This is a genomic window from Sulfitobacter sp. TMED3, assembly GCF_002167505.1.
Lineage (GTDB): Bacteria > Pseudomonadota > Alphaproteobacteria > Rhodobacterales > Rhodobacteraceae > Sulfitobacter > Sulfitobacter pontiacus.
The window spans coordinates 43,341-68,880 of record NZ_NHBI01000022.1 but is presented as its reverse complement, the minus strand read 5'-3'; the positions used below and the strand labels follow the sequence as shown (position 1 = coordinate 68,880).

15 protein-coding genes, 1 tRNA gene and 1 pseudogene are annotated in these 25,540 nt (G+C 61.7%); 6 read left to right on the top strand and 11 right to left on the bottom strand.

Going from position 1 to position 25,540, the window contains the following annotated elements; all coding sequences use genetic code 11:
- Positions 1-7: 7 nt before the first annotated feature.
- The 5 genes from CBB63_RS06425 to CBB63_RS06405 form a co-directional block, all read right to left on the bottom strand.
- Positions 8-901, bottom strand: a complete 894-nt coding sequence (locus tag CBB63_RS06425) for an alpha/beta hydrolase (RefSeq protein ID WP_502695876.1) — start codon at positions 899-901, stop codon at positions 8-10.
- A gap of 47 nt (positions 902-948) precedes the next feature.
- A complete protein-coding gene (locus CBB63_RS06420) occupies positions 949-2,826 on the bottom strand; it encodes an acyl-CoA synthetase (protein WP_286698547.1) in 1,878 nt (625 codons plus the stop codon).
- A 218-nt stretch (positions 2,827-3,044) separates the two neighbouring features.
- Entirely contained in the window at positions 3,045-3,518 is a 474-nt protein-coding gene (gene lysM, locus CBB63_RS06415) for a peptidoglycan-binding protein LysM (protein WP_502695870.1), read from the bottom strand.
- Positions 3,519-3,543: 25 nt separating this feature from the next.
- Positions 3,544-5,343: an ABC transporter transmembrane domain-containing protein gene (locus CBB63_RS06410; RefSeq protein ID WP_286698545.1), complete on the bottom strand. Its 1,800-nt coding sequence runs from the start codon at positions 5,341-5,343 to the stop codon at positions 3,544-3,546.
- Between the two features lie 137 nt (positions 5,344-5,480).
- Positions 5,481-5,554, bottom strand: a tRNA-Gly gene (locus CBB63_RS06405).
- Positions 5,555-5,709: 155 nt separating this feature from the next.
- On the opposite strand from CBB63_RS06405, the gene CBB63_RS06400 reads away from it, so the two are divergent.
- Positions 5,710-7,224: a malonate--CoA ligase gene (locus tag CBB63_RS06400; protein ID WP_286698544.1), complete on the top strand. Its 1,515-nt coding sequence runs from the start codon at positions 5,710-5,712 to the stop codon at positions 7,222-7,224.
- A gap of 608 nt (positions 7,225-7,832) precedes the next feature.
- On the opposite strand, the gene CBB63_RS06390 is transcribed toward CBB63_RS06400, so the two are convergent.
- The 3 genes from CBB63_RS06390 to CBB63_RS06380 form a co-directional block, all read right to left on the bottom strand.
- The gene (locus CBB63_RS06390; RefSeq protein ID WP_286698542.1) at positions 7,833-10,073 is read right to left on the bottom strand and encodes a xanthine dehydrogenase family protein molybdopterin-binding subunit; all 2,241 of its coding nucleotides are present in this window, start codon (positions 10,071-10,073) and stop codon (positions 7,833-7,835) included.
- Between the two features lies 1 nt (position 10,074).
- Positions 10,075-10,533 (bottom strand): (2Fe-2S)-binding protein, encoded by a 459-nt coding sequence (locus tag CBB63_RS06385; protein WP_005852225.1) that lies wholly within the window; start codon positions 10,531-10,533, stop codon positions 10,075-10,077.
- Positions 10,534-10,709: 176 nt separating this feature from the next.
- Positions 10,710-11,822: an S-(hydroxymethyl)glutathione dehydrogenase/class III alcohol dehydrogenase gene (locus tag CBB63_RS06380; protein ID WP_286698634.1), complete on the bottom strand. Its 1,113-nt coding sequence runs from the start codon at positions 11,820-11,822 to the stop codon at positions 10,710-10,712.
- Between the two features lie 234 nt (positions 11,823-12,056).
- Here CBB63_RS06380 and pcaC point away from each other — a divergent pair.
- From pcaC to CBB63_RS06360, 4 genes and pseudogenes are all read left to right on the top strand, one after another.
- Positions 12,057-12,438: pseudogene (gene pcaC, locus CBB63_RS06375) on the top strand (4-carboxymuconolactone decarboxylase).
- Complete coding sequence (gene pcaH, locus CBB63_RS06370; protein ID WP_286698541.1) at positions 12,435-13,166, top strand: protocatechuate 3,4-dioxygenase subunit beta; 732 nt, start codon at positions 12,435-12,437, stop codon at positions 13,164-13,166. The pseudogene pcaC and the gene pcaH overlap by 4 nt, the downstream one beginning before the upstream one ends.
- The gene (gene pcaG / locus CBB63_RS06365; RefSeq protein WP_286698540.1) at positions 13,166-13,771 is read left to right on the top strand and encodes a protocatechuate 3,4-dioxygenase subunit alpha; all 606 of its coding nucleotides are present in this window, start codon (positions 13,166-13,168) and stop codon (positions 13,769-13,771) included. The genes pcaH and pcaG overlap by 1 nt, the downstream gene beginning before the upstream one ends.
- On the top strand, positions 13,764-14,594 hold the full coding sequence (locus CBB63_RS06360; protein ID WP_286698539.1) for a 3-oxoadipate:acetyl-CoA acetyltransferase: 831 nt from the start codon (positions 13,764-13,766) through the stop codon (positions 14,592-14,594). The genes pcaG and CBB63_RS06360 overlap by 8 nt, the downstream gene beginning before the upstream one ends.
- Positions 14,595-14,637: 43 nt before the next feature.
- Here the strand turns inward: CBB63_RS06360 and CBB63_RS06355 are convergent, their stop codons facing one another.
- Both CBB63_RS06355 and CBB63_RS06345 read right to left on the bottom strand, forming a co-directional pair.
- Complete coding sequence (locus tag CBB63_RS06355) at positions 14,638-16,878, bottom strand: sulfatase-like hydrolase/transferase (RefSeq protein ID WP_502695875.1); 2,241 nt, start codon at positions 16,876-16,878, stop codon at positions 14,638-14,640.
- Between the two features lie 865 nt (positions 16,879-17,743).
- Entirely contained in the window at positions 17,744-19,189 is a 1,446-nt protein-coding gene (locus tag CBB63_RS06345) for a hypothetical protein (protein ID WP_286698536.1), read from the bottom strand.
- Between the two features lie 2,917 nt (positions 19,190-22,106).
- Between CBB63_RS06345 and CBB63_RS06330 the strand changes: the two genes are divergently transcribed.
- Complete coding sequence (locus CBB63_RS06330) at positions 22,107-23,177, top strand: glycosyltransferase family 2 protein (RefSeq protein WP_502695869.1); 1,071 nt, start codon at positions 22,107-22,109, stop codon at positions 23,175-23,177.
- Between the two features lie 74 nt (positions 23,178-23,251).
- Here the strand turns inward: CBB63_RS06330 and katG are convergent, their stop codons facing one another.
- Positions 23,252-25,474 (bottom strand): catalase/peroxidase HPI, encoded by a 2,223-nt coding sequence (katG, locus tag CBB63_RS06325; RefSeq protein ID WP_286698532.1) that lies wholly within the window; start codon positions 25,472-25,474, stop codon positions 23,252-23,254.
- Between the last annotated feature and the right edge of the window lie 66 nt (positions 25,475-25,540).

Below are 25,540 nucleotides of genomic sequence, written 5' to 3'. Positions count from 1 at the left end.
TGGATTCTTAGGCAGTGCTGATCGCAGGCCANTNCCCTGCCCCGACAGCNCCGATCGCCGCTGTCACCTGNTCAAAGAACGCCGCCGCCTTGCGTGACATCACCCGCGCGCGCAGACAGCCGTGGACAAGGCCCGCGGCCTCGTGCCAATGGGCCTGCCCGCCNGCCCCGTTGATCGCGGCGGCATAGGCTTCCCCATCGCTCGACAGCGGGTCACAGGCGACCGTGAGGATCACCGTNGGCGGCAGGTNNGTAAAGTCGGTATCGTGCAGCGGGGCGTAGCGTGGATCGTCCACAGGCGGTGCCCCACCGGATCGCACCTGCTGGTAAAACTCCATATCCGCAACCGTCAGCTGCGGCGCGTTGGCGTGGGTGATATAGCTGCCCTTGCTGCGATCCCCGCCCAGTCCGGGATAGATNAGNACCTGACCNGCTATGCGCCCNTNANNAGATGCTCGCGCGGTATGGNCAACGGCAGCAGCAAGATTGCCGCCCGCACTGTCCCCCGCCAATACAATCCCGCCGTCATATGCAGCTGCAATCGCCTGAAACGCGGCCCATGCGTCGTTGAAGCAAGCGGGAAAGACGGCCTCGGGGGCGAGCGCGTAGTCGACAGAGATCACACGGTAGCCGGTCGCGGCGCAAATNTCGGCGCAGACATCATCNTGACTGTCGAGCCCGCCAACAANAAACCCGCCGCCGTGATAGTAGACGACCGTGATNNCGGATGTNTCGNCCTCGTAAACGCGACATGGGACGCCGCCGAAGGCCACGTCCCATGTGCGGACCCCATCAGGGTAGGGTTGGTGAAAAGCAGCGCACATCCGGTTATAGACAGCGCGCTGCTGNTCGATGGTGAGTGACACCGCGTCCGGTGGATAGAAACTGTCCGAGCGGTCCATATAGGCCCAGATTTCCTCATCCAGTAGAACGCGGTAGTCGGGTTGGATCACGCGGCCTCCCAACCGAAGGTAAAGACGTCCAGCGACGCGCCGACATCAGCCTCGCTTGCGCCGTTCATGGCGATTTGCGCAACCAGACCGCGTTTCTTGTCATCGGTGACAGAGGCNACACGCGCGGGCAGACCGGCGGCTTCCAACGTCTCGTCATAGACGCGCGTGATCGCGTTTTTGCGCAGGTCGGGCTTGAAGATNTTACCGACGGCGGTTTTGGGCAGCTCGCTCATGATGGTCATATGCTTGGGCTGCGCCGCGCGTTCCTGCACGTGCTCTTTGCAGAACTCCAGCAGTTCNGCTTCGGTGATCGACGCACCTGCGACCAGTTCGACAAAGGCGCAAGGCACCTCGCCCGCGTGGGCATCGGGCTGACCGATGGCACCGGCAAAGGCGACCGCCTCGTGACCCAGAAGCGCCTCTTCGATCTCGGCGGGGTCGATGTTGTGACCGCCACGGATGATCAGGTCTTTNGCGCGGCCCGTGATCCAGAGGTATTTGTCGCTGTCGATACGGCCCAGATCCCCTGTCCGCAGGTGCGTGCCCTGATAGTAGAGATCCTTGTTCTTATCGGCTTCGGTATAGGTGTTGCCCGCATAGACGCCGGGGTTCGAGATACAGATTTCGCCGATCTCGTCGACCTCTGCCTCGACCAGCCCGTCGCTGGTGCTTTTGACNATCTTCACATCCGTATAGGGGAAGGTGATGCCGATACTGCCCACTTTGCGCACGCCGTCCGTCGGGTTCGACGACACAAGGCAGGTCGCCTCTGTCAGGCCGTAGCCTTCGATCAGCGTGATGCCGGTGGCCTTTTCAAAGCGGCGGAACAGTTCCAGCGGCAAGGGTGCCGAGCCNGAGAAGGCGGTTTTCACGGTCGAGATATCAGCGTTGATCGGGCGCTGCATCTTGGCGGAAATCGCCGTAGGGACAGTGATGATGAAAGTGATTTTCCAGCGCTCGACCAGTTTCCAGAANTTGTCGAACACCCCGTCCCCGCGATAGCCCTGAGGCGTCGGGAAGACCACATGCGCACCGGATTTCACCGCNGCCATAAGGATCACGNGGCAGGCGAANACGTGGAACAACGGCAGCGGACACATGATGTTGTCGTTTTCCGTATACAGCAGCGTGTGCCCAAGCCAGCCGTTATAGACCATGCCGGAATACTTGTGCTGCGCCACTTTCGGCATGCCCGTTGTCCCGCCGGTGTGGAAGTAGAAGGCGACGCGATCCTCTTGCGGATCGTCGAATGTCAGCTCGGCCGGTTGCTTGGCGATTTCGGAATTGAAATTCTTGTAGGTCGCCTGATTGGTGACCTTCAACTTTGGACGGATCAGCGGCACGATCCACGACTTTGGCGCGGTCAGATAGCGGCACAGGTCCACTTCGAGCACGGTCGTGACATTCGGTGCCAGCTTGACCGCCTCGGCGGTTTTCTCGGCCACATCCGTCTTTGGGAAAGGCCGCAGGGTCACAACGACCTTGGCATTGGTTTCACGCAGGATCGATCCGATCTGCTCTGCCTCGAGNAGCGGGTTGATGGGGTTCGCGATCCCTGCGACCGCACCGCCCAGAAGCGTGATGACCGTCTCGTTACAGTTTGGCAGGACATAGGCGACCACATCGGTCGGCCCCACACCCAGCGACCGGAACAGATTGGCCGCACGNCCCACCTGNCCCCGCAGCTGCGACCAGCTTAGGGTNTCCGCGTGATCTTTCGGCCCAGAGAAAATCTGGTAGCTGATTGCGTCGTGGCTTGGAAACTTTCCGGCGGTTTCGCTCAACATGCTCCAAAGTGTTTTGGGCACGTCGCGGTCTGCCCACGGCATTTCTGCTTCGATCGCGTTACGGTCTTCTACACCGGCAAATGACATTATTTTCCTCCCTTNGTGGTGCGGTTTGCCCGCATCCCGTTATTCCCTGTTGTCAAAGATGATTGCTAATTCCAGCTTTCGCAAGCATTTGCAGGCGCTCAAACGCTGCGTTCAAGCCCACTGACCCAACGGAAGGCTNNAAAAANNGCGGCAGACGCCGCCTGCCGCTCTCTTTTATGGGGTAAAAGCGCGTGGCACACCCCTTATGTGTGGTGCGTTTACTTGGCAGGAATACGCAGCATCTGACCGGGATAGATTTTATCGGGGTGGGTCAGCATGGGTTTATTCGCTTCAAAGATTTCTTCATAGCGCGCGCCATTGCCAAGGGTCTTGGCCGCGATNGCCCAAAGCGTGTCGCCTTTTTCAACGGTGTGGAAGGTGCCGTCNCCCTCGCCGCCGTCCATGTCTTCTTCAACCGCGGCAACGCCTTCGACGTTCCCCACGGCCAGAATGACCTTTTCTTTCATCTCTTGGCTCGCNGCCTTGCCCGAGACCTTGACCTTGTCGCCNTCGACAGAAATATCGAGCCCTTCGGCATCAAGCCCGAGGTCTTTCAATTCATCCTGAAGCGCGGCTCCGGTGACTTCGGTATCATCACCGCCGCCAAATACTTTNTTGCCGGCGTCTTTTACGAAACTCCACAAACCCATGTTGTTCTCCTTCTGGATCCATTCGGGTGTGATTGTTTCCATTTAACCGTGAAATTCACAAGGTTTTTTATACGTCCGCGCGCCCATCGGTAAATTGCAGCCGCGCCAGGCGCGCATAGAGCCCCCCCTTGGTGACCAGCTCGTCATGGGTGCCCATATCGACGATCCGCCCTGCTTCCAGCACGACAATGCGATCGGCCTTTTTCACCGTCGCCAGACGGTGCGCGACGATCAGGGTGGTGCGGTCCGCGCTCAACCGATCCACGGCGGCCTGCACGGCGCGTTCGCTTTCGGCATCCAAGGCGCTTGTGGCTTCGTCCAGCAGCAGCACCGGCGCGTCGCGCAGGATGGCGCGGGCGATGGCGATACGCTGCTTTTGCCCGCCCGACAGCATCACCCCGCGTTCGCCCAGATAGCTGTCGTAGCCGTCGGGCAATGCGCTGATGAACCCGTGGGCGGCGGCGGCCTCGGCNGCGGCGTCAATCTCGGCGTCTGTGGCGTCGGGGCGGCCAAAGCGGATATTCTCGCGGGCAGAGGCGGCGAAGATCACCGGATCTTGCGGCACCAAGGCNACCGACCGGCGGAAGGCCGCACGCGAAACATCGCGCAGATCGACCCCGTCAAGGGTGATCCGGCCCGAAGCAGGGTCATAGAACCGCAGAATCAACTGGATGATCGTGGTTTTGCCTGCACCCGAGGGCCCGACGAACGCGACNGTTTCACCGGGGTTGATCGACAGGTTGACCCCGTCCAGTGCCTGNACATCNGGGCGTGCNGGGTATCTGAAATGCACGTCCTCAAANGCAATCCGACCGGCGACAGGGCTGGGTAGATCAATGGCCGCAGCGGGGTCTTGCACGGTGTCTTCGGTCCGCAACAGCTCTACCAGACGTTCGGTGGCACCGGCGGCGCGTTGAAGTTCACCCCAGATCTCGGACAGCGCCGCGACCCCGCCTGCCACCATCACGGCATAAATCACGAATTGCACCAAGGCACCGGGGGTCATCTGGTCGGCACGCACATCCCGCGCGCCCATCCACAAAACGCCCACGACGCCGGCAAATACCAGAAAGATCACAATAATCGTCATCAGCGCGCGGGTCTTGATCCGACGCTGCGCCGCATCATAGGACGCTTCGGTCATCTGCGCGAATTGCGATTGGCTGGCGGCTTCATTGGTAAAGGCCTGCACGGTCTGCACCGCGCCCAAACTCTCGGACGCATTGCCCGAGCTGGCCGCGATCCAGTCCTGGTTTTCGCGGCTCAGCACCCGCAAGCGCCGCCCCAGAACAAGGATCGGCACAATTACCGCCGGTACGATCAACAACACCATCGCCGTCAGCTTGGCCGAGGTGAACAGCATCAGCACCAGCCCACCGGTCACGATCAGCATATTGCGCAGCGCGATGGACACGGACGACCCGATCACCGACAGGATCAGCGTGGTGTCCGTGGTGATCCGGCTCAGCACCTCGCCGGTCATCAGGTTCTCGTAGAACGCCGGGCTCATAGAGATCACGCGATCGAACACCGCCTTGCGGATATCGGCAACGACCCGTTCGCCAAAGCGCGTTACCAGCGCATAGCGCAGCCCCGTGCCTACAGCCAGAAGGGCCGCGATGATCAGGGCGGCAACGAAATACTGGTCCAGCAGTTCGGCCTCGCCGGTGCCGAAAGTATCGATCACGCGGCGCACGGCCAGCGGCAGCGTCAAAGAGATCATCGCCGTGAGCACCAGCGCCAGAATGGCCGCGATCATCAGCCCGCGATAGGGCGCAAGAAATGGCAGCAGCGCGCGCAGGGCCCCCAACTCACGCGATTTTTCGCGTTCTTCGGTGCCGGGGCCGGGCGTCGGGGTACGTGCCATGAGATATCCTTTGGAGTGCTGTCATGTCATCGCCCGCACATCGCGCGGGGTCAAGGGCTGCACCCCTAAGGCGCTTGCGACAAAAGCGCATTGATCCAGCGCAAATAGCCAAAATCAAAAAGATGTCGGGAAAGGAGTGGAGCGGGCGGCGGGAATCGAACCCGCGTCTTCTGCGTGGAAGGCAGAGGTCTTACCATTACACAACGCCCGCGCTACGGGAGGAGGGGTAAGTCATACGCTGCGGGTCGTCAAGGCCGTCTGCACGCGCGAAATGCAGCAAAGATCAAAATGCGCCATTTGCCGCCCTTTACCTGGCCCTGCCGATGGCGCAAATTCCGCGCTACCAAAGGTCAGAAGGAGACGACGATGCCAAACCCGCTTTACGACGCTTTATTCGGTCGCCACATCGGGCAAAACACGCCGTTCCTGATCCTGCCGGACGGGCGCACCATCACCCANGACCAATTCATCCGCTCTGCCGCGCGCTATGCCAATGCGTTTNCNGACAAGGGGCTGACAGCGGGCGACCGTGTCGCGGTGCAGGTCGGCAAATCGCCGGATGCGCTGGCGCTTTATGCCGCTTGCGTGCAGGCAGGGCTGGTGTTNTTNCCGCTCAACCCCGGCTACACCGCGTCCGAGGTGGATTATTTCGTCGGCAACTCGGGCGCGCGGCTGCTGGTTTGCGATCCNGCCGATGTTNCCGAACTCACGCCGGTCGCTGCCGCCGCCGGTGCNNCGGTAGAGACGATGGACAACACCGGCCGCGGCACGCTGCGCGATNTGGCNGCCACCCTGCCCGACACATTCGANACCGTCGACCGAACGGCCGAGGATCTGGCCGCCTTCCTCTATACCTCGGGCACCACGGGCCGATCAAAAGGCGCGATGCTGAGCCAGCGCAACCTGCTGAGCAANGCCGAAACGCTGGTTGAGGTCTGGCAATTCACCAAGGCCGATGTGCTGCTGCATGCGCTGCCGATTTTCCACACACACGGGCTGTTCGTGGCGACCAATATCATGCTGCTNAGCGGTGGCGCGATGGTGTTCCTGCCCAAGCTCGACATCGATCAGTTGATCCGTTTCATGCCGCAGGCCACCGCGTTGATGGGCGTGCCGACNTTCTACACCCGTTTGCTGGGCTCTGATGACTTCACCGCCGGNTTGACGGCGCATATGCGTCTGTTCATCTCGGGNTCTGCCCCCTTGCTGGCCGAAACGCACAAGCAGTTCGAGGAACGCACAGGCCACCGTATTCTGGAACGCTACGGGATGACGGAAACCAATATGAACACCTCGAACCCCTATGACGGGCCGCGGCGCGGCGGTACCGTCGGCACACCCCTGCCGGGGGTCGAGCTCAAGATTTGCGACCCCGATACCGGCGAGACCCTGCCACAGGGAGAGATCGGCGTCGTCGAGGTCCGCGGGCCGAATGTTTTCCAAGGCTATTGGCAGATGCCCGAAAAAACCGCCGCNGAACTGCGTGCGGACGGGTTCTTTATCACCGGTGATCTGGGGNTNATTGACGAANACGGCTATGTGCAGATCGTCGGGCGCGGCAAGGATCTGATCATATCCGGCGGCTATAACATCTATCCCAAAGAGGTCGAACAGGTGCTGGACGATCAACCCGGCGTGCTGGAAAGCGCCGTGATCGGCGTGGCTCATGGGGATCTGGGCGAGGCACCGGTTGGTGTNCTGGTCGCCGATGGCAGCCGTGATCTGGACCTGGAAGCACTGTCGCAGACCGTCGCGCAATCGCTGGCGCGGTTCAAATGTCCGCGCAAGCTGGTGNTGGTTGATGCCNTGCCCCGCAATACGATGGGCAAGGTGCAAAAGAACCTGCTGCGCGANACCTATGCGGATCTGTTCAAGGGCTGACTAGGGGTGCGGGTCGCCCGCACAGGGCGTGCCGCCTGCCACCCAGATCGCCAGCGCCTCTTGCATCTCGGGGAGGCTACCGGGGGCCGCCGCGCGCCCTGCGCCGGGGTCAAAGCCCCATGCAACAAAGGCCGACGTTCGCAGGTGATCGGACAGGTCTTCGGGCGNAAAGGCACCGTTGCTGTCGGGGTCACGCAGTTGNNCNCANATCTCGGCGCTGGTCTTGCCTTTCCACGCCATNTCNATCGGGGGAAGCCGCCATGCGTCCGCAATCATCGGNGGCGCGTGGGGGACGNTNTTTTCCGACGCGGCGCTGATGTGACAAGTGCGGCAAGGCATCGTCTCGGCCCCGATGCGGCTTTCNTCGGCAAGGATGTTCATGCCGTGCACGGGNGCNTGGTCGGCAGCCTCCTCGTGGCCCAACCCNTCCCANAGCGGCACGCCAGCGGGGCCAACGTGGCAATTGGTACAGCGCGGGTGCGAAACGACCGTGTGGATATCATCCCACGCCGCCAGCGCCGCTGCGCGATCGGGTGCTTCTTGCGCAAAAGCACCGCCCGCGTAGGCCAGCGCAATGATCCCGCCGATGATCGCCCCGCGAAGGGAGATCATACAAAATCAATCGACTTGGACAGCGGCAGTTCGCGGATACGCTGCCCCGTCGCAGCAAAGATCGCATTGGCCAAAGCAGGTGCTGCGGGGGGGACGGCGGGTTCACCGATGCCCCTGATCTTGTCGCCATTCTCAAGNCCGCGCACCATGATCAAAGGCGTCTGGTGCAGGCGCATCCCNTCNNAGGCNTGGTAGTTATCCTGCTCTGCCACGCCGTCGCGGTAGGTCAGCTCGCAGTTCATCGCGTGGCCCANGCCAAAGATCACACCGCCTTGCAGCTGCGCCTCAAAGTTCACGGGGTCCAGCACGCGGCCCACATCGGCGGCGACGAACACCTTGTCGATACGGATGCCGTCTGGGGTGTTGGTGACCTCGACCACCTCGGCCACGGGCACGCCAAAGGCCAGCGTAAAGGCCAGCCCCCGGCCCCTGTTCGGCCCCAGTTCGCTGCCCCATTCCGACATCTCGCCCACGGCCTCCAGCACNTTGCGCGATGCGTCGTGCCAGCACAGGCGCAGCCGCTCTTGCAACGGNTCNNCNCCCGCGGCGTGGCACATNTCGTCCATGAAGCTTTCGTGCATGANCCCGTTGCCCGACGCCCCGACCGACCGCCAAGAGCTGATGGGCACCATNGCTGGCGTGCGGTAGCCGGTGACGCGGTAGTTGGGGATCTGGAACGGCTGGTCCNANGCCCCCGCGACAATCGCCACATCAGGGCCGAAGGCGGGCTGGTTCAACCTTGCGAGCGAGGATTCAGCGACCGAAGGGGCCGCGATCGACAGATCAAACGCCGCGATACCGGCATCCGCCACAGCACCGCGCCCGCGCGCAATGGCCAGCGGGCGGGGGAAATCATGGGTNAAGTCTTCCTCGCGCTGCCAGATCATCTTGATCGGCGTGTCAGGCATCTGCATCGCGATCTCGACCGCTTGGGCGATATAATCATCCTCAAGGCGCCGGCCAAAGCTGCCACCGGACATCAGCACATGCACGTGGATGTCATCCCCGTCCAACCCTGTCAGCCGCGCCATATTCGCCTTGACGAAACGGGGGATTTGCGTGCCGGTCCAGATATCCAGCCGCCCCTCGGTCAGCTTGACCACGACGCTCATCGGTTCCATCGGGGCATGGGCCAGATAGGGGATGCGGTATTCCGCCTCGACCACCGAGGCATCTTGCAACGCCTCTTCTACATCGCCGTCGTCCTTGAACCGGCTGTCGCGGTGATCGTCGGTGAAAGAGGCCGCCACAGCGGCAAACTGGTCAGCGCTGTCACCGATATAGGGCGACGGNCCCCAGTCACATTCAACCGCCTGAGCCGCCTGAAACGCGCGCCATGTGTTATCCGCCACCACAGCGATGCCGCCGGTGATGGGCAAGACCGCGCTGACCCCGCGCATCTGGCGTGCCGCCTCGGCGTCAAAACCGTTCAGCCCGCCGCCAATCGCCGGATTGGTGCGGGTCGTGGCGATCACCATANNGTCCATCTGCATGTCGATGCCGTAGATCTGCCGACCGGTGGATTTCGCCACGATGTCGGTCCGCTTCTGCGGCTTGGTCAGATAGCGCCATTCCGACGGATCACGCAGGGTGACATCCTGTACCGGCTCGATCTCGGCGGCGATGCTGGCAAGGTCGATGTATTCGATCTTCAACCCATCGGGCAGCACGATGCAGCCGTTCTCTGTCCCCAGTTGGTCNCGCGGCAGGCCGGTCTGCTTCATCGCGGCCTTNATCANCGTCTCGCGNGCGACGGCACCGGCCATGCGCAGGCGGTCATACATATCAGGCACGGTGGACGAGCCGCCGGTGATATGCAGCCCCATCAGCTTGCCCATGACATCNACCGCACCGCGCCCGCCGCGTGCCAGCATCGTGTCAGAGGTCGCGGCNATCGGCAGCGCCTCTGCCCCGACAACGCCGTTGTAGTAAATCGCATCCGCCGGACCGGGCGACAGCTTGGCGCTGCGNGGGTCAATGTCGAGCTCTTCGGCGATCATATGCGCCTGCATCGACCACGCGCCCTGCCCCACATCCGCGCGCGGCGTGATCAGCGTGATCCCTTGAGCGTCGATNTTNACGTAGGGGGTGATCGCGGTTTCGCCGGGTTTCAACCCNTCNAGCAGCGGGTTCTCNCCCTCGCGTTTGTAAAGATAGGTGCCAAAGACGACGCCGCCTGCAACAGCGGCAGAGCCGATCAGGAAGCTGCGGCGCGCAATGGTTTTCACACGTCCCATATCACACCGCCTTGAGCTTGATCGCGGCGGATTTCACCGCCTCGCGAATACGGGGATAGGTCCCGCAACGACACAGGTTCCCGCTCATCGCGGCGTCAATCTGGTCATCCGTAGGGGTCGGGTTCAGCTCGAGAAAAGAGGCCGCCTGCATGATCTGCCCCGATTGGCAGTAGCCGCATTGCGCGACCTGCAGGTCGATCCAGGCCTCCTGCACCGCATGGCGCACCGCCGGAGAGCCCAACCCTTCGATGGTGGTAATCTCGCCCTCGACATCGCCCGCAGCCAACTGGCACGACCGGACCGCGATCCCGTCCATATGCACGGTGCAGGCCCCGCATTGCGCGATCCCGCAGCCGTATTTCGGGCCGGTGATCCCCAGAACGTCGCGCAAGACCCAGAGCATGGGCATGTCTTCCTCGACGTCCACATCATGGGTCACGCCATTTACTGTAAGTTTCATGCCTTGTCTCCCGACGTTCACTCTATAAATACCAGCGGGATCGGGGTGGTAAACCCACTCTATCCCGCATCCCCTCGTGCCCTCACGTCAAAACATCGTGTCACGAGGGGTTTCAGAAAACATAAAACGCCGCCCCCGTGAGGACGGCGTTTGTCGCAAGTTTTACGAATTCGCGCCTAGAATTCAACGACGGCGCGAATGGATTCACCTTTGTGCATCAATTCGAACCCTTCGTTGATCTGGTCCAGCGTCAGCTTGTGGGTGATCATCGGGTCGATNTCGATCTTGCCGTTCATGTACCAATCCACGATCTTGGGCACATCNGTGCGGCCCTTGGCCCCGCCGAANGCCGTGCCTTTCCAGACGCGGCCCGTGACCAGCTGGAANGGACGGGTCGAGATTTCGGCCCCCGCCGGTGCGACNCCGATAATGATCGACTCCCCCCAGCCCTTATGCGCGGCTTCAAGCGCCTGCCGCATGACCTTGGTATTGCCTGTGGCATCAAAGGTGTAATCCGCNCCGCCTTTGGTCAGNTCGACCANATGCGCGACCATATCGCCCTCGACCTTGGTGGGGTTCACAAAGTCGGTCATGCCGAAGTAGCGGCCTGTCTCTTCCTTGTCGTCGTTCAGATCGACGCCGACGATCTGGTCGGCCCCCGCCATGCGCAGGCCCTGAATGACGTTCAGCCCGATGCCGCCCAGGCCAAAGACCACGCAGCGCGCGCCGATCTCTACNTTGGCGGTGTTGATCACCGCGCCGATGCCCGTGGTCACACCGCAGCCGATATAGCAGATCTTGTCAAAGGGCGCGTCCTTGCGGACCTTGGCAAGGGCGATTTCAGGGATGACCGTGTGATTGGCGAAGGTCGAACAGCCCATGTAGTGGTGGATCGGCGTGCCATCCATCATCGAGAACCGCGTGGTGCCATCGGGCAGCAGCCCNTGNCCTTGGGTCACGCGGATCGCCTGACAGAGGTTGGTTTTACCCGANAGGCAATANTCACACTCGCGGCATTCGGGCGTGTAAAGCGGGATCACGTGATCGCCGACCTCGAGCGTGGTGACGCCCTCGCCGACCTCAAGCACGACGCCTGCGCCCTCGTGGCCCAGAATGGCCGGGAAAATCCCTTCGGGGTCGTCGCCCGAACGGGTGAATTCATCGGTGTGGCACAGGCCGGTGGCCTTGATTTCGATCAGGACTTCACCCCGCTTGGGGCCTTCGAGATTTACGTCCATCACTTCAAGCGGTTGACCTGCGGCAACGGCGACGGCGGCGCGTGTTTTCATCATAAGAAGCGTCCTTTTGCTGTTTCGGCCAAAAGGACGAAAAAGCGCTGCGATGTCAAGGTCAGGGGGATGCCGGACAGGCCTAAGGGGGCGCTGCCCCCGGCACCGCTTTGCGGCCCCTCCCCCGGGATTTTCAGCCATTTGGAAGGGCGGATATGCGTTTGCGCGCCGCGTGTTTTTCCTGTCCAATCGGCAGCGCGACAATGAACACCCACCGTGACCGAGGAGAAGAACATGGCCGACCGAACCGAGATCGGTATGACCACCCGCCGCGCCGTTTTGGGCGATGCCCATGTGGACCGCGCCGAAGCCGCCAAGACCGAGCTGGACGCGCCGTTCCAAAGTCTGATCACCGAAAGCGGCCTGGGGCACCGTCTGGGCCAGCGACAAGATCAGCCGCCGCGAACGGTCGATGCTGACNNTGGCACTGCTGGCGGCGACCGGCAANTTCGAGGAAATCCCCATGCACATCCGCGCCACCGCCAATACCGGTGCCAGCAAATCCGATGTGATCGAGGCGTTCCAGCATGTTGCCATTTANGCGGGGGTGCCAAAGGCGAACCATGCGCTTAAACTCGCCAAACAGACCTATCAGGAAATGGAAGCCGCCGAATGACCGATCAGAACGGAGCGTTCTTTCACCGTGACCGGAGCTGGCACCCGCCCGCGCTGGCACCGGCCTATAAGACATCGGTGGTGCGGTCGCCGCAAAAGGCGCTGATCTCGATGAATACCACGCTGAGCGAGCAGACCGGCCCGGTCTTTGGCCACAATATGCTGGGGGCGCTGGATAATGACCTGATCCTCAACTACGCCGCCGAGGGCGAGATGGCGATTGGCCAGCGGATCATCGTGCATGGTCGNGTGCTCGACCAGAACGGGCGCGGTGTGCCTGGTGTGTTGCTCGAATTCTGGCAAGCCAATGCGGGGGGGCGCTATCGCCACAAGAAAGAGGGNTATCTGGCCCCGCTCGANCCCAATTTTGGNGGNTGNGGCCGCACGGTGACCGATGNNANCGGCGGCTANAGCCTGCGCACNGTCAAACCNGGTGCCTACCCCTGGCCCAANGGGGTGAATGACTGGCGCCCTGCGCATATCCACTTTTCCGTTTTCGGACAGGGTTTTGCGCAGCGCTTGATCACGCAGATGTATTTTGAGGGTGACCCGCTGATCTGGAAATGCCCCATCGTACAGACAATCCCGTCGCGCGCCGCGGTAGAGCAGTTGATCGCGCCGTTGGACATGGACAATACCGTGCCTATGGATGCGCGGGCCTATAAATTCGACATCGTGCTCAGGGGCCGCCGGTCCACCATGTTTGAAAACCGGATGGAGGGGAACTGATGCAAGAGCTGACCCAGTTGAAAGAAAGCCCGTCGCAGACCGCAGGGCCCTATGTGCATATTGGCTGCGTGCCGAATTTCTGCGACATCACCGGCGTCTACCCCGAGGATCTGGGCGCGCGTATGGTCAATGCCGAGACCAAAGGCGAACGGATCACGGTGAAGGGCACGATCTATGACGGCACCGGCACGCCGTTGAAAGACGCGCTGGTCGAGATCTGGCAGGCCGATGCGGCGGGGCTGTATCCGGGCAATGACCCCCGCGGGGCCGCCGATCCGAACTTTACCGGATGGGGCCGCAAGGCGGGCGATTATGACACCGGCGAATGGCAGTTCGACACCATTCGCCCCGGTGCCGTGCCCTTTCCCGACGGGCGTATGATGGCCCCGCATATCAGCTTGTGGATCGTCGCGCGCGGGATCAATATCGGCTTGAATACACGTATGTATTTCCCCGATGCCGATAACAGCGCCGACCCGTTGCTGACCCGTATTGAACATCAAAACCGCGTNGCGACCCTGATCGCGGAGAANGAANCCGATGGCNTCTATCGGTTTGATATTTACCTTCAGGGCGAGAAAGAAACAGTGTTCCTAGATGTCTGATCCATGCATTCTTTGCGTTGCCATCACCGGCAGCGTACCGACCAAAGCCGCCAACCCCGCCGTGCCCGTCACGATCACCGAGCAGATTGAAAGCACGCATGAAGCTTTTGAAGCCGGGGCAAGCATCTGCCACGCNCATGTGCGCAATGANGACGAGACGCCCTCCTCTGACCCAGAGAAATTNGCGCGGTTGAAAGAGGGGCTGGAGAAACANTGCCCCGGGATGATCATCCAGTTCTCGACCGGCGGGCGGTCAGGTGCGGGCAAGGCGCGCGGCGGCATGCTGTCGCTGCGGCCTGATATGGCCTCGCTGTCGGTGGGGTCGAACAACTTTCCCACCCGCGTCTACGAGAACCCGCCGGATNTGGTGGATTGGCTGGCGTCCGAAATGCGCNCCCATGAGGTTGTGCCCGAGATNGANGCCTTNGATCTGAGCCACATCCTGCAGGCGATCCAGCACCACNAGGACGGCAAGCTGTTCGGGCGGCTTTATGTGCAATTCGTNATGGGGGTGAAAAACGCCATGCCCGCGGATAAAGAGGTTTTTGACTTCTACGTCGCGCAGTTGAANGCCCGCGCGCCCGAGGCCGCGTGGTGTGCCGCAGGGATCGGGCCGAACCAGATCGTCGTGAACGAATGGGCGATTGCGGCGGGCGGTCACACNCGGGCCGGNCTGGAAGACAANGTGCGTCTGGACCGCAACNCGCTCGCCCCATCCAACGCGGCGCTGATCAAACGCGCGGCGGATCTATGCGAGAAATACGAACGCCCCGTGGCGACCTGGCAGCAGGCGCGCGACATTCTGGGGCTGCGCAGCGCCTAAGNCATCCGCTGTCGNCCCGGGCTTTCGGCGGGCGACAGCGCTTTCATCGGCTTTGCTGGATNTGCGACTGTAATTGACTGGCGCTGACGGCGGCGTTGATCCGCACGACGGCGACGCCGAGCCTCAGTTCCGCACCACGGCCTTCGTCGATTGTGATGGTCGGGGCGGCCGGCCAGTCGGATAGGTCGAGCGTATAGTCGTCCTCCCATCCGGTAAGTGTCGTCACGCCGCCATAGGCCACGTGGAAGGTCGCACGCCCCTTGCCGGGTTCAATCGTGTTGTGCCCGCTGCCGATATAGATCGTATCATCCCCGCCTGCGGATTTCACGCGGTTACGGCCGGGGCCGGTGTGGATTTCGGACCCGCCTTNGCCNTCGGAAATATCGTCATTGCCCGGCCCGCCGTAGATCTTGCTGCGCCCTGCCCCGCCACGGATCACGTCGTTGCCCGCGCCCCCGTCGAGGATGTCGCGCCCNTTGCCGCCGATCAGCGTGTCATTGCCCGCGCCNCCGTAGAACAGGTGCACATCCTTGCCGCGCCCNGATTTGGCGATCAACATATCGTCGCCGGCACCGCCATAGAAGGTCGCGCCCGCGTATTTTGCACCGATCATCACATCGGCCCCGCGGCTTCCTTGGACATTCACCGCGACCCTTTCGGAGGTTTCGAAGTTCATCGGGGTATCGGGATGCGCCACAACCGCAATGGGCTTGCCCTTCGAGGGGTCTTGCTCTTCCCGGGCGACGACAGTGGCGATGCGGATATTCTCGATATAGGCGGGCATATGCAGCACATAGTCATCTGGCCCCGCCATATACCACAAGGTGTCATTGCCGCCGTCTTCATCTTCCGAAATCTTCTCGGCATTGGCCCCATAGGCCCAATAATCATTATCCGCCGTGCCTCCTGCCAGCACCACAGAGCCGTCCAGCGCCATCATCGCATTGACCCCGCGCTGCGGGTTCTCGAACCCGCGCAGGTCAAGCCCGAGGTCGAGCGCATTATCCACCATNGTNCGGCGCAACNCGTCGAGCGGGGCCGTTTCCACGATATTTGTCGTCTCGCCGGGGTCGGCGACCAGATCATAGATATGCTCTTCGCCGTTGGGGTAGCGGAAGTAGCGGTATTGGCTCAGATCGGGATCGGCGGCGCGCACGGATAGCGTGCCGAAAACGCTCGTCACCGGAGACTTGCTATGGTCATACGATCCGAAACTGTCGTCGATCAGCGGCAGCAGGCTTTGGCCCGACGTCCAGTCGGGGCGGTATGGCAGCCCTGCCAGGTCCATGATTGTCTTAGGCACATTGTGCAGCGATACGGGCATCTCGACCACGCGGCCCTGCGTCATGCCTGCGTGCCAGATCCCCAGCGGCACATGGGCGGCGCTGTCCCACTGGCTCATCTTGTGNAAACTGTCGTGGGTGCCAAGGTTGAACCCATTGTCTGACAGCAACAGGACGGTGGTATTTTGCGCCAGNTCCGAGCCGCGCAAGGCGTCCATGAAGCGGNCGATTTCCGCATCCACATGGCTGATGGCCGCGAAATAGGCGCGNACAACCTGTCGCCACGCATGATCGCCCGCCTTCTCCGGGGTCCAGGGACCGTTGGCGATATAGGCGGCCTCGTAGACGGCCATGCCCTCCTGCGGGCCAAAGTAATCTTCCGGCGCGGCNGAATTGGGCCAGACAATCTGGTCGGGATCATACTGCTGATANAANCGGTCGGGGCATTGCAGGTTGTAATGCGGGTGCTTGAAGCCCAGCTGGATCAGGTGCCGCCGCGCAGGGTCGGCCCGATCCAGATAGTCGATNGCNTTCTGCGCCACCCTATTGTCGTAGAAGCGGTCATCCTGGCTGCCATCGTCATCGGGATGGTTCACGCCCGCGATCCCCGGCCCCTTGTCGAGGTATTTCTTGACCTTGGATCGCCGCCCCGCNTCCTTTGCCTCNGGCTGTTCATGAAAGAGGATGCGCGCATATTCATGGGGCATNGGTTTGTAGTTGCTGTCGACCTTGCCCGTTGTGAACGTGCGAAACCCGTTGCGGCGCAGATCGTATTGCCAGCCCGCCGTTGGCGGCAAGATATCGCGCCANAACCGGTTGAGATCGACCAGCCCCGTGCGAAACGGTGACAANCCCGTCGCCAGTTCCGCCCGGCACGGCGCACAAAGCGGCACGGTGGCATAGGCNTTGGAAAACCGCGTCCCCTCGGACATGAAGCGGTCGATATTGGGCGTGCTGATCTGCAGCCCGAAGGCCGTTCGCCACGTGAAAATATCGATCATATCATCGATCCAGATGACACAGATATTGCCGCCAGCGGTGTCGGTTCTGGTAAAGCTCATGGGCGTTCCCCTGTGTTTCGGGGCGCTTCGGCATAGCGGCAAGCGCGCGCGACCTGTTCAAGGGCGGCGGGCGTGCTGGCACCGTGATCAAGCCAGATCAGCACATCATGAACTACCGATGTGCCCAGGGTCTTGAGGATCCCCTTGCGGTGGGACCGGCAGCCGATGAACAGATCAGCCACACCGTTCAACTCTGCCGCCAGTTCAGCGCTTGGTCGGGTGCTCTTCTGCGGGATCGGAAACACATCCCCGACCGGTGCGGCGGTCAGNTGCAACTGCCCTTGGTCAAAACCTGCCAGCACCCAATAGTCNTTGCCCGGTGCGGGNATNGANACCTCGACCATACCCGCATCATCCCGCCAGATCAGCCGGCCCTCGCTTTCGCTGAGAAACAGGTAGTTGTCGCTGGCGTCGGGGTTCACCGTCAGGAGGCTACGCGCCTCTGCGTCGGGCGAAGTGACGCGGATGGCAAGGCAAAAGCAGTCCTGCTCGACCAGTGCCGCATCAACGACAAAGCCGCAATTCACCCCGCGCGTGAATGCCACCCCGCCGCGCTCCAGCAGCGTGCCATTGTCGTCATTCGGATCGACAGGGCGCGCGGGGGTGCCAAGGCCGTTCTCGGCGGCCCATTGGGCAATCGCCTTTTGCGCATTGAAGGTCATCGCGGGGGCATGGGCGTGATACCAGATTGCCTGCGCATCATTGGGGTGACAGGCGTCCACGACGCTGGCCTGCGCTGCGTCATCGCGCAACAAGACACCTTCGGGCAGGTCGATATCGACATAAAGGGGCGTGAAATCTTCCATCAGTGCACCGGAAGCGCGGCTGGCAGCGCCCAACGGTGTAACATCTGTCCGGTTCGGCTGGCATAGCAGAACCCGTCGCGCAGCGCCCCTCGATTGGCGGGCATCCCGTCGTCGCTGGGTGCGGCCCCGATGGCATAACACAGCGTCAGCCCCTCCCCCGCCGGAGGCTTGTCGCAGGTGATCAGCAGATCGTTACGGTCTTTGGCATCAAGCTGCACGCTGGTAATCTTGGCACCGGCGCTGTCCCCTTCCAGACGGAAACCACAGGCACGACCGGCATTCAGCGGGTCGGCGGCATCCAGCACAAAGGGGCCCATCCCCTCCCCGCGGCAACGGATCACGCTGGGGTTGTCGGGCTCACGCTCTGCCAGCAGAAGAACGGGACAGTTCCACGGTTGGTCGCTGTTGCGCGCCTCGATCGCGCAGGCCTCCATCTCGGCCATCTGCAGCCGCGCGATATCTGTGGGCCGGCCAAATTCATCCAGCGCGAACATATAGCCCGGTGCCGCGTAGACGTGATCGTGCCCGCCCTTGTTCCATGCCAAATCCCACTGCGCGCGCAGCACGCCCGCGTCCGATACATCCCACGTCCCTGCATCAAAGACAGCCGTAAATAGCGGCTTGCGCAGTCCGTGGTCGGCGAAGATATCCGTGATACGGCGCATCAGCGCGTGCATGGCGGCGCACCATTCGGGCCCCGTGCTCAGAACATCTTCGAGCGTGAAATCAAGCCCCACAGACAGGACCTTGGCCGGTTTACCCAATGCGCGCGCGGCGGCACAAAGGTTGGCGACAGTCTGGTGAAAGCTGGTAAGGGCGGCCCCGTCGATCAACGCGGTGATGCTGGCGCTGCTGTCGGTTTCGGTGCGCGCATAAAGCAGTGGCAAGGCCCGGTGCTCCGCGTGCCTGCGACGCAGAATTTCGCCGGCGATCAGGCTGTCGCGGGTCTGTTCGGTCAGGCGCTGCATCAGGTCAGTGGGTGCCAGCGTTTCTGTCCCCGCAGCCCCAGCGGGCCCCAAGTCGTCACCGGTGGTCACCACATGGTAGGGGAAGGACAGTGTTTCATCTGCAGTCACCGCCCGCCGCGTGCCCCCGATGGCCAGAACACCAAAGACCGCACCCGACGTGTCGGCGATAATGTCAGGCGCGCTGGCGTCCGGGGCAGCGGTGATCTTGCGGCGGAATTGCCGCGTGCCTTGGGCACCGGGCAGGTTCGCGTCAAACACGTACCATTCCCCCTGCTCTCGAAGGTTCCACGCATCGACATCGCCCAACACAGCCGCATCGACGGGCAGCGTCTGCCCTCCGGCAGGCAGGCGGCGGTGGATGTCGGCGATGACGCTGTCCGAGAGGTTCAGGCGCAGGCCCGTTTCGTCAAAGCCGATCACGTCGCCGTTCTTTGCCCGAAGAAGGACACCGCGTTTACTGGGGGCGTGGTCTGGCATTTGATACGTTCCTATTGGCGGGTCGGGCGCCGTTTCGCGCCCCCTTCAGCATCGTTTATGTCACCATCCCCGAGGCGGCAAAAGCACCGCAGCCTCCACCCCCTTCGGGAAAGCAGTCTCAGGTCGCATGGGCAGCCTGCTTTGGCTCGATGATAACAAACTCGGGCATGCTTTGGTCCTGGTCGGGCGACAGGCTCGGGTCTTTGACCTTGCTCCGTTGCGCGTGGAATGCGGCCACGGCAGGCCCGAACAACACGACACGCGTCACAGGACCAAGCGTCACCCGGCTCAGCAATCTGCCGCCCAGTTCCTCGTAGCTGATGCGCAGCACATCCGGCTGATGGTCCGCGATCATCTGGTTCACCCGCGCAAGGGTTTCGGCATCGTTGTCGCAGATCACCGGCGTGTCGATCATGGACAAACGGTCGCCCAGTTCAAGCGCGTTATGGTCCAGCACGTCGCGCATGATCGCCAACCGCGAGCTGTTATCCTCTTGCGCGAGGACCGTTGCACCTGACACCGTTTGCGCGGCATGAATCGACAGAAAACCGATCCCCGCGCCAAGGTCGAGCACCTTTTGGCCAGCTTCGACCATGCGCCCGGTCATGCGCGCCATACGTCTTTGATATTTGCCGCGCATCACAAGCTCGAGCGTGCTTTGCGCAAAGATACGTACATCCGCAGGCAGGGCGATGTCGTGGTTGGGCACCCAGTCCACCGCCGTTTGAACCGATACGTCAATGTCGCCCGGAACGAACCCGTCGCCGCCCTCTGCGACATCCGCGAACGCGGCTTCCGGCACGCTACGGCGTTCCTCGGCGGGGCGGGCGGCGACGTTTTTCTCGACCTGAGACATCAGCTTGGCGATCTCTTCGGGGTCGCGGGCCTTGGGCGGTTTAGCCACGATCTGCGTGATCGGCACCTCGGATGCCTCAAGCAGCGATTGCTTCAGTTCTGCATAGGCGTCGGTCGCGCGGTATTCTTCAAGCCGTGCCTCGACCTTTTCGATGGCGGCATAATGGAGACGCGACAGAACCGGATCAGTCAGCAGTTCGTCCATGATCTGCTTGCGTCGTTCGGTATAGCGCAGGATCTTGTCGTCATAGACCTCGTTTCGGTCCTGCAGCGACCAGTAGTCGGCGTTATACTTGTCTTTCTTGTTGTTCACATTGCCGCGAAACTTGCGGATCGCATAGCTGTCGATCGATTTGACCGCATAGTGGTTCATCTGCGCCCATTGATAGCCCACGGTGCGCCGGATCGACCGCCAGCCGCGAAACTTGAAGTAATCCTCCATCGGCTGGCCGGATCCGTTGAGCCATTTCACAGTGTCGGGAAAGCCGGTTTCCAGATGCTTGTTCTTGATCGACGGNCGATGGATGCCGATNTTCCANTTGTCAGGGTCNAACTTGAACAGCGTCTTGACGCCCCAGCCCTTGTTCCACGTGGGCGGNGCCGCATAGAGGTATTGTTCGGTCACCGGATCGCGGGACCAGTCGACCACATTGCCAGAGCCGAAGATGCGCCAGGTGATCACGATNCCNTTGGCATCCCCCGCCGCGTCCAGCATCGGGTCCAGCGTGCCGTCACCATAGTTGATGCAGAGGAATTCATCGGCATCGAACATCAAGATCCAGTCNGCCTCGGCGACTTTGGGTTCGGCCTGCGCGTATTTCATCGCAGATGGCTGCGGCTTCACCCCTTCGGGGATGTCGTTGCGCCGGTGGTAGCCCAGACCCAGCTCTTCAAGCCGGATCAGCATGTCATCGGTGCCGTCGGAACAATCNTTNGTGTAAACGAGTATCTTGGTGAACCCCACGGCAAGGTGATGGGCNTACCACTCCAGCAGGAATGGNGCCTCGTCCTTCATCATAGAGATGGCCAGCAGCTTGCCGTGCCGGCTGGTGTGCGGTTTCAGATTNATGGCAAAGGCCCTCTGTAACGCGGCTTAGCGCAGCGCTTTGGACGGGTCGATCCCGATCTTCTCGCACATCCGCGCGGCATAGGAACCGGGCAGAGGTTCGTTCTTTTCCCACCACGGTTTCGTGCCATTGGTATAAAGGTGCACNGANAGNGTNTNNTCGGTGAAATGCCCTTCGACNCGGCCATGCGGGTCATAGAAGATGTCGTTCAACTGGAACGGCACCGGATACAGCACCTCGCGTTCGCTGGCTTTTTCATACTGGCCGGTCTGCTTGGCGAAATAGGTAAACGCCTGCGGGCCAAAGGCCGTACGCTCGGCATTATAGATGCGGTGCGCGTGGGTCAGTTTGGGGTCTTGGCGGTCGTATTTCTTGCGCTGGTTCTTGTTCCACCATGCGGGATAGTCCGGCAGGTTATCGTAGTAATCCAGAAGTTGGTCCATCAACTCGCATTCCTGCGGCAACCCCACCACACCACAGTTGAGNGCGCCGGACATGCCGTGGCGGCCAAAGATATATTCCTGATCCTCGGGGAAAGGCTGGTGGCAGAAAGCGTCGCAGTCGATCCAGATCGCGCCGGTCTTCTGGATCATCTTGTAGCGGAACACATTCGACAGGAAAGACGCGCTGGTCGCGGCGACCAGTTCGCGGTCAATCTCCATGATCTCGGACGCGGGGCGNACCTCGACCCCTTCGGGGGCGTTGTCCACTTTATCGGCGCAATANAGGATCGTTTTATGACCCGCAACGACATGGGACTTGAGGCAAAGCTGGTTCAGATAATGAAGCTTTTCGCCGATCCAAAGGGAGGCGACAGGGCGACGGGTGTTCATGATATANGGGGCCTCTCTGGTGGCGCGAAACGCGGGGCTGAAATGCACCGTGGTGTTTTACAAATACATTGGCATAACGATAGCTTAGCCGACCCCAGCTTGTAAACAATCCTAAGCCGGCGCNGCATCGCCCNTGGCAAAGATTGACTTGCCCTGACCCGCATGAGAGTCATTTACCCAACCTTTTGCCACCCTGACCCAAGGGACCGCCCGCCCGTGACACGTATCCTTGCCGTAACCTGCATGCGCAACGAAGGGCCCTATTGCCTTGAATGGATCGCGCATCACCGCGCGGCGGGGGTGACGGATTTTCTGATCTTTACCCATGATTGCACCGATGGCACGCCGGCCCTGCTGGACCTGTTGGATGATGTCACCCATGTGCCCTTCACCCCCGAGGGCGACACATCGGTGCAATGGCNGGCCATGCGTCTGGNCGACCGCCATGAGCTGATGAAACAGGCCGATTGGGCGCTGTTTTTCGACGCGGATGAGTTTCTAACCCTCGCAGCACCGATGCGNNGGCTGCCCGATCTGATCGCCTCTGTCCCCGCGGATACCGANGCGATTGCCCTGNCGTGGCGGTTTTTCGGNGCGGACGGGCAAGAGGCGTTGCAAGATACGCTCACCCCGCTGCGGTTTCGCCATGCGGCCCCTGATCCGTTCTTNCTGCCTGCGGGNAGCTTCTTCAAGACCCTGCACCGGCCCGCTGCCTTTCAGAAGCTCGGCGTGCATCGGCCCAAGAAAAAGCGCGGTGTCAGCCCGCTGTGGAATCTCGGCGGTGTTCAGGCCGCCCCCGGGGGCTTTGCCGAAAATGATAACCGGATCAACTTGTTCGGCGTGATGCAGAGCCAAGCGCGGGCGCGGCTGAACCACTATTCCCTGCGCTCGGCGGGCGAGTTTATGGTCAAACGCGGGCGCGGCCTGCCCAACCGGACGACAAAGCGGCTGGATCTGCATTACTGGGCGGAGCGTAATTTCAANACCGTNNCTGACACGATGATTGACCCGATGCTGGACGCAACAATGGCAGAGGTCACCCGCCTGCGCGCCCTGCCCGGTGTCGCCAACGCGCACGCGCAGGCGGTGCAGTGGCACCATGACANCTTTGCCGCATTGATGACCGATCCGGCAGAAGTGCAATTCTACTGGCATCTGCTGTTGCTGGGCAGCAGCACCCCGCCCACGGCAAAGCAGGCACAGGCCCACCTGCTGCGCCACGCGGGCAGCTAAGCCCTGTTTCATCTGACACCACGACACCAAAAAGGGCGCGACCGGATACCGGCCGCGCCCTTGGCACTCGTTACCTACCCTNAGGCGAGGTCAAAACGGTCGAGGTTCATCACCTTGGTCCANGCGGCGATGAAGTCGGTCACGAATTTGTCTTTCGCGACATCACCTGCATAGACCTCTGCAATCGCGCGCAGCTGCGAGTTCGACCCGAAAAGCAGATCAACAGCNGTCCCGGTGTGCTTCAGCTCACCCGTGGCGCGGTCGCGGCCTTCATAGATGTCGTCCGTCGCGGTCTCTTCCGCCTTCGACCACACGGTGCCCATATCCAGCAATGTGGTGAAGAAGTCGTTGTTCAGCGTGCCGGGCGCATCGGTGAACACGCCGTGTTTGGCGCGNCCCACGTTCACGTCCAGTGCACGCATCCCCCCGACCAGAACCGTCATCTCTGGCGCGGTCAGCGTCAGAAGCTGGGCNCGGTCGACCAGCAGCTCTGCCGTGGTGACNGAATANCGGGTCTTGGCAAAGTTGCGGAAACCGTCGGTGACGGGTTCAAGATAGGCAACGGAGTCAACTTCGGTCTGTTCAAGCGAGGCATCGCCGCGGCCCGGTGCGAAGGGCACGGTCACGTCGTGGCCCGCGTCCTTGGCGGCTTTCTCGATCCCCGCGGCACCGGCCAGCACGATCAGGTCAGCGACAGAGATTTCTTTGTCNCCCGACTGCGCGTTGTTGAAGTCTGCGCGGATCGTTTCCAGCACGCCAAGCACTTTGGCCAACTGATCGGGTTCGTTCACCGGCCAGTCTTTCTGCGGTGCCAGACGGATNCGCGCGCCATTTGCACCGCCGCGCTTGTCNGACCCGCGGAAGGTCGCGGCAGAGCCCCAAGCGGTGGCCACCAGTTCCTGAACGCTCAGCCCCGACTCCAGCACTTTGGCTTTCAGCGATGCAACGTCCGCGTCATCGACCAGCGTATGCGTCACGGCGGGGATCGGGTCCTGCCAGATCAGCTCCTCGCTGGGGACGTCCTTGCCCAGATAGCGGGCAATCGGCCCCATGTCGCGGTGGGTCAGCTTGAACCATGCACGGGCAAAGGCGTCGGCGAATTCCTCGGGGTTTTCGTGAAAGCGCGTGGCGATCTTGAAATACTCGGGGTCTTCGCGCAGCGCGAGGTCAGAGGTGAACATNATNGGCGCGTGACGTTTGGACGGATCATGCGCATCCGGCACGGTGCCTGCGGCGTCGCCGTTCTTTGGGGTCCACTGTACGGCACCGGCAGGGCTTTTGGTCATTTCCCATTCGAGCCCCAGCAGGTTGTCGAAGTAAGTCATGTCCCAGCTTGTCGGGTTCTGCGACCATGCGCCTTCAAGCCCGCTGGTCAGGGCGTGGATGCCGTGGCCTGTCTCGTGCTTGTTGGTCCAGCCAAAGCCCTGAGCTTCCAGCGGCGAGGCTTCGGGATCGGGGCCGGCATTCTCGCCACCCACGGCACCATGCGCCTTACCAAAGGTGTGACCACCCGCGATCAGCGCGACGGTTTCATAGTCGTTCATCGCCATCCGACCAAAGGTGTCCCGGATGTCGTTGGCCGACCCTTGCAGATCGGGTTTGCCGTCCGGCCCTTCGGGGTTCACATAGATCAGGCCCATCTGCACAGCGGCCAGCGGGTCTTCCAACGCGCGTTCCTGGCTGTAGCGTTTGTTGTCCAGCCATTCGTCCTCGGGGCCCCAATAGACATCCTCTTCGGGTTCCCAACGGTCCACGCGGCCACCGGCGAAGCCGAATGTTTTCAGCCCCATCGATTCCAGCGCGATATTGCCGCACAGGATGATCAGGTCACCCCAGGAAATCTGGTTGCCGTATTTCTGCTTGATCGGCCACAGCAAGCGGCGCGCCTTGTCGAGGTTGGCGTTATCCGGCCAGCTGTTAAGAGGCGCGAAACGCTGCGTGCCCGTGCTGGACCCGCCACGGCCATCCGCCGTCCGGTAGGTGCCTGCCGCGTGCCATGCCATACGGATGAAGAACGGGCCATAGTGACCATAGTCCGCGGGCCACCAGTCTTGCGAATCCGTCATCAGCGCATGCAGGTCAGCCTTGACCGCGTCAACGTCGAGCTTCTTGAACTCTTCGGCATAGTCAAAGTCTGGCCCAAGCGGGTTCGAATCGATGGTGTTCTGGTGCAGCAGCTTGAGGTTCAGCTGGTTCGGCCACCATTCGTTCAACGACCGCGCACCGCGCTTTGAGTTGCGGCCGTGGCTGCCGACGACCGGGCATTTGCTGATGTTTTCGACGTCATTTCCGTCCATGGTGGTCTCCGATATTATCTGTCTGGTGCGCGGTTTTGCACCGCGTCACGGGGGATGGATGTCGGG

Bases quoted from the DNA above. Each gene is read 5' to 3' on its own strand.
- CBB63_RS06345 (WP_286698536.1), bottom strand. From the start codon at position 19,189: ATGCCAGACCACGCCCCCAGTAAACGCGGTGTCCTTCTTCGGGCAAAG.
- CBB63_RS06385 (WP_005852225.1), bottom strand. From the start codon at position 10,533: ATGAAACTTACAGTAAATGGCGTGACCCATGATGTGGACGTCGAGGAA.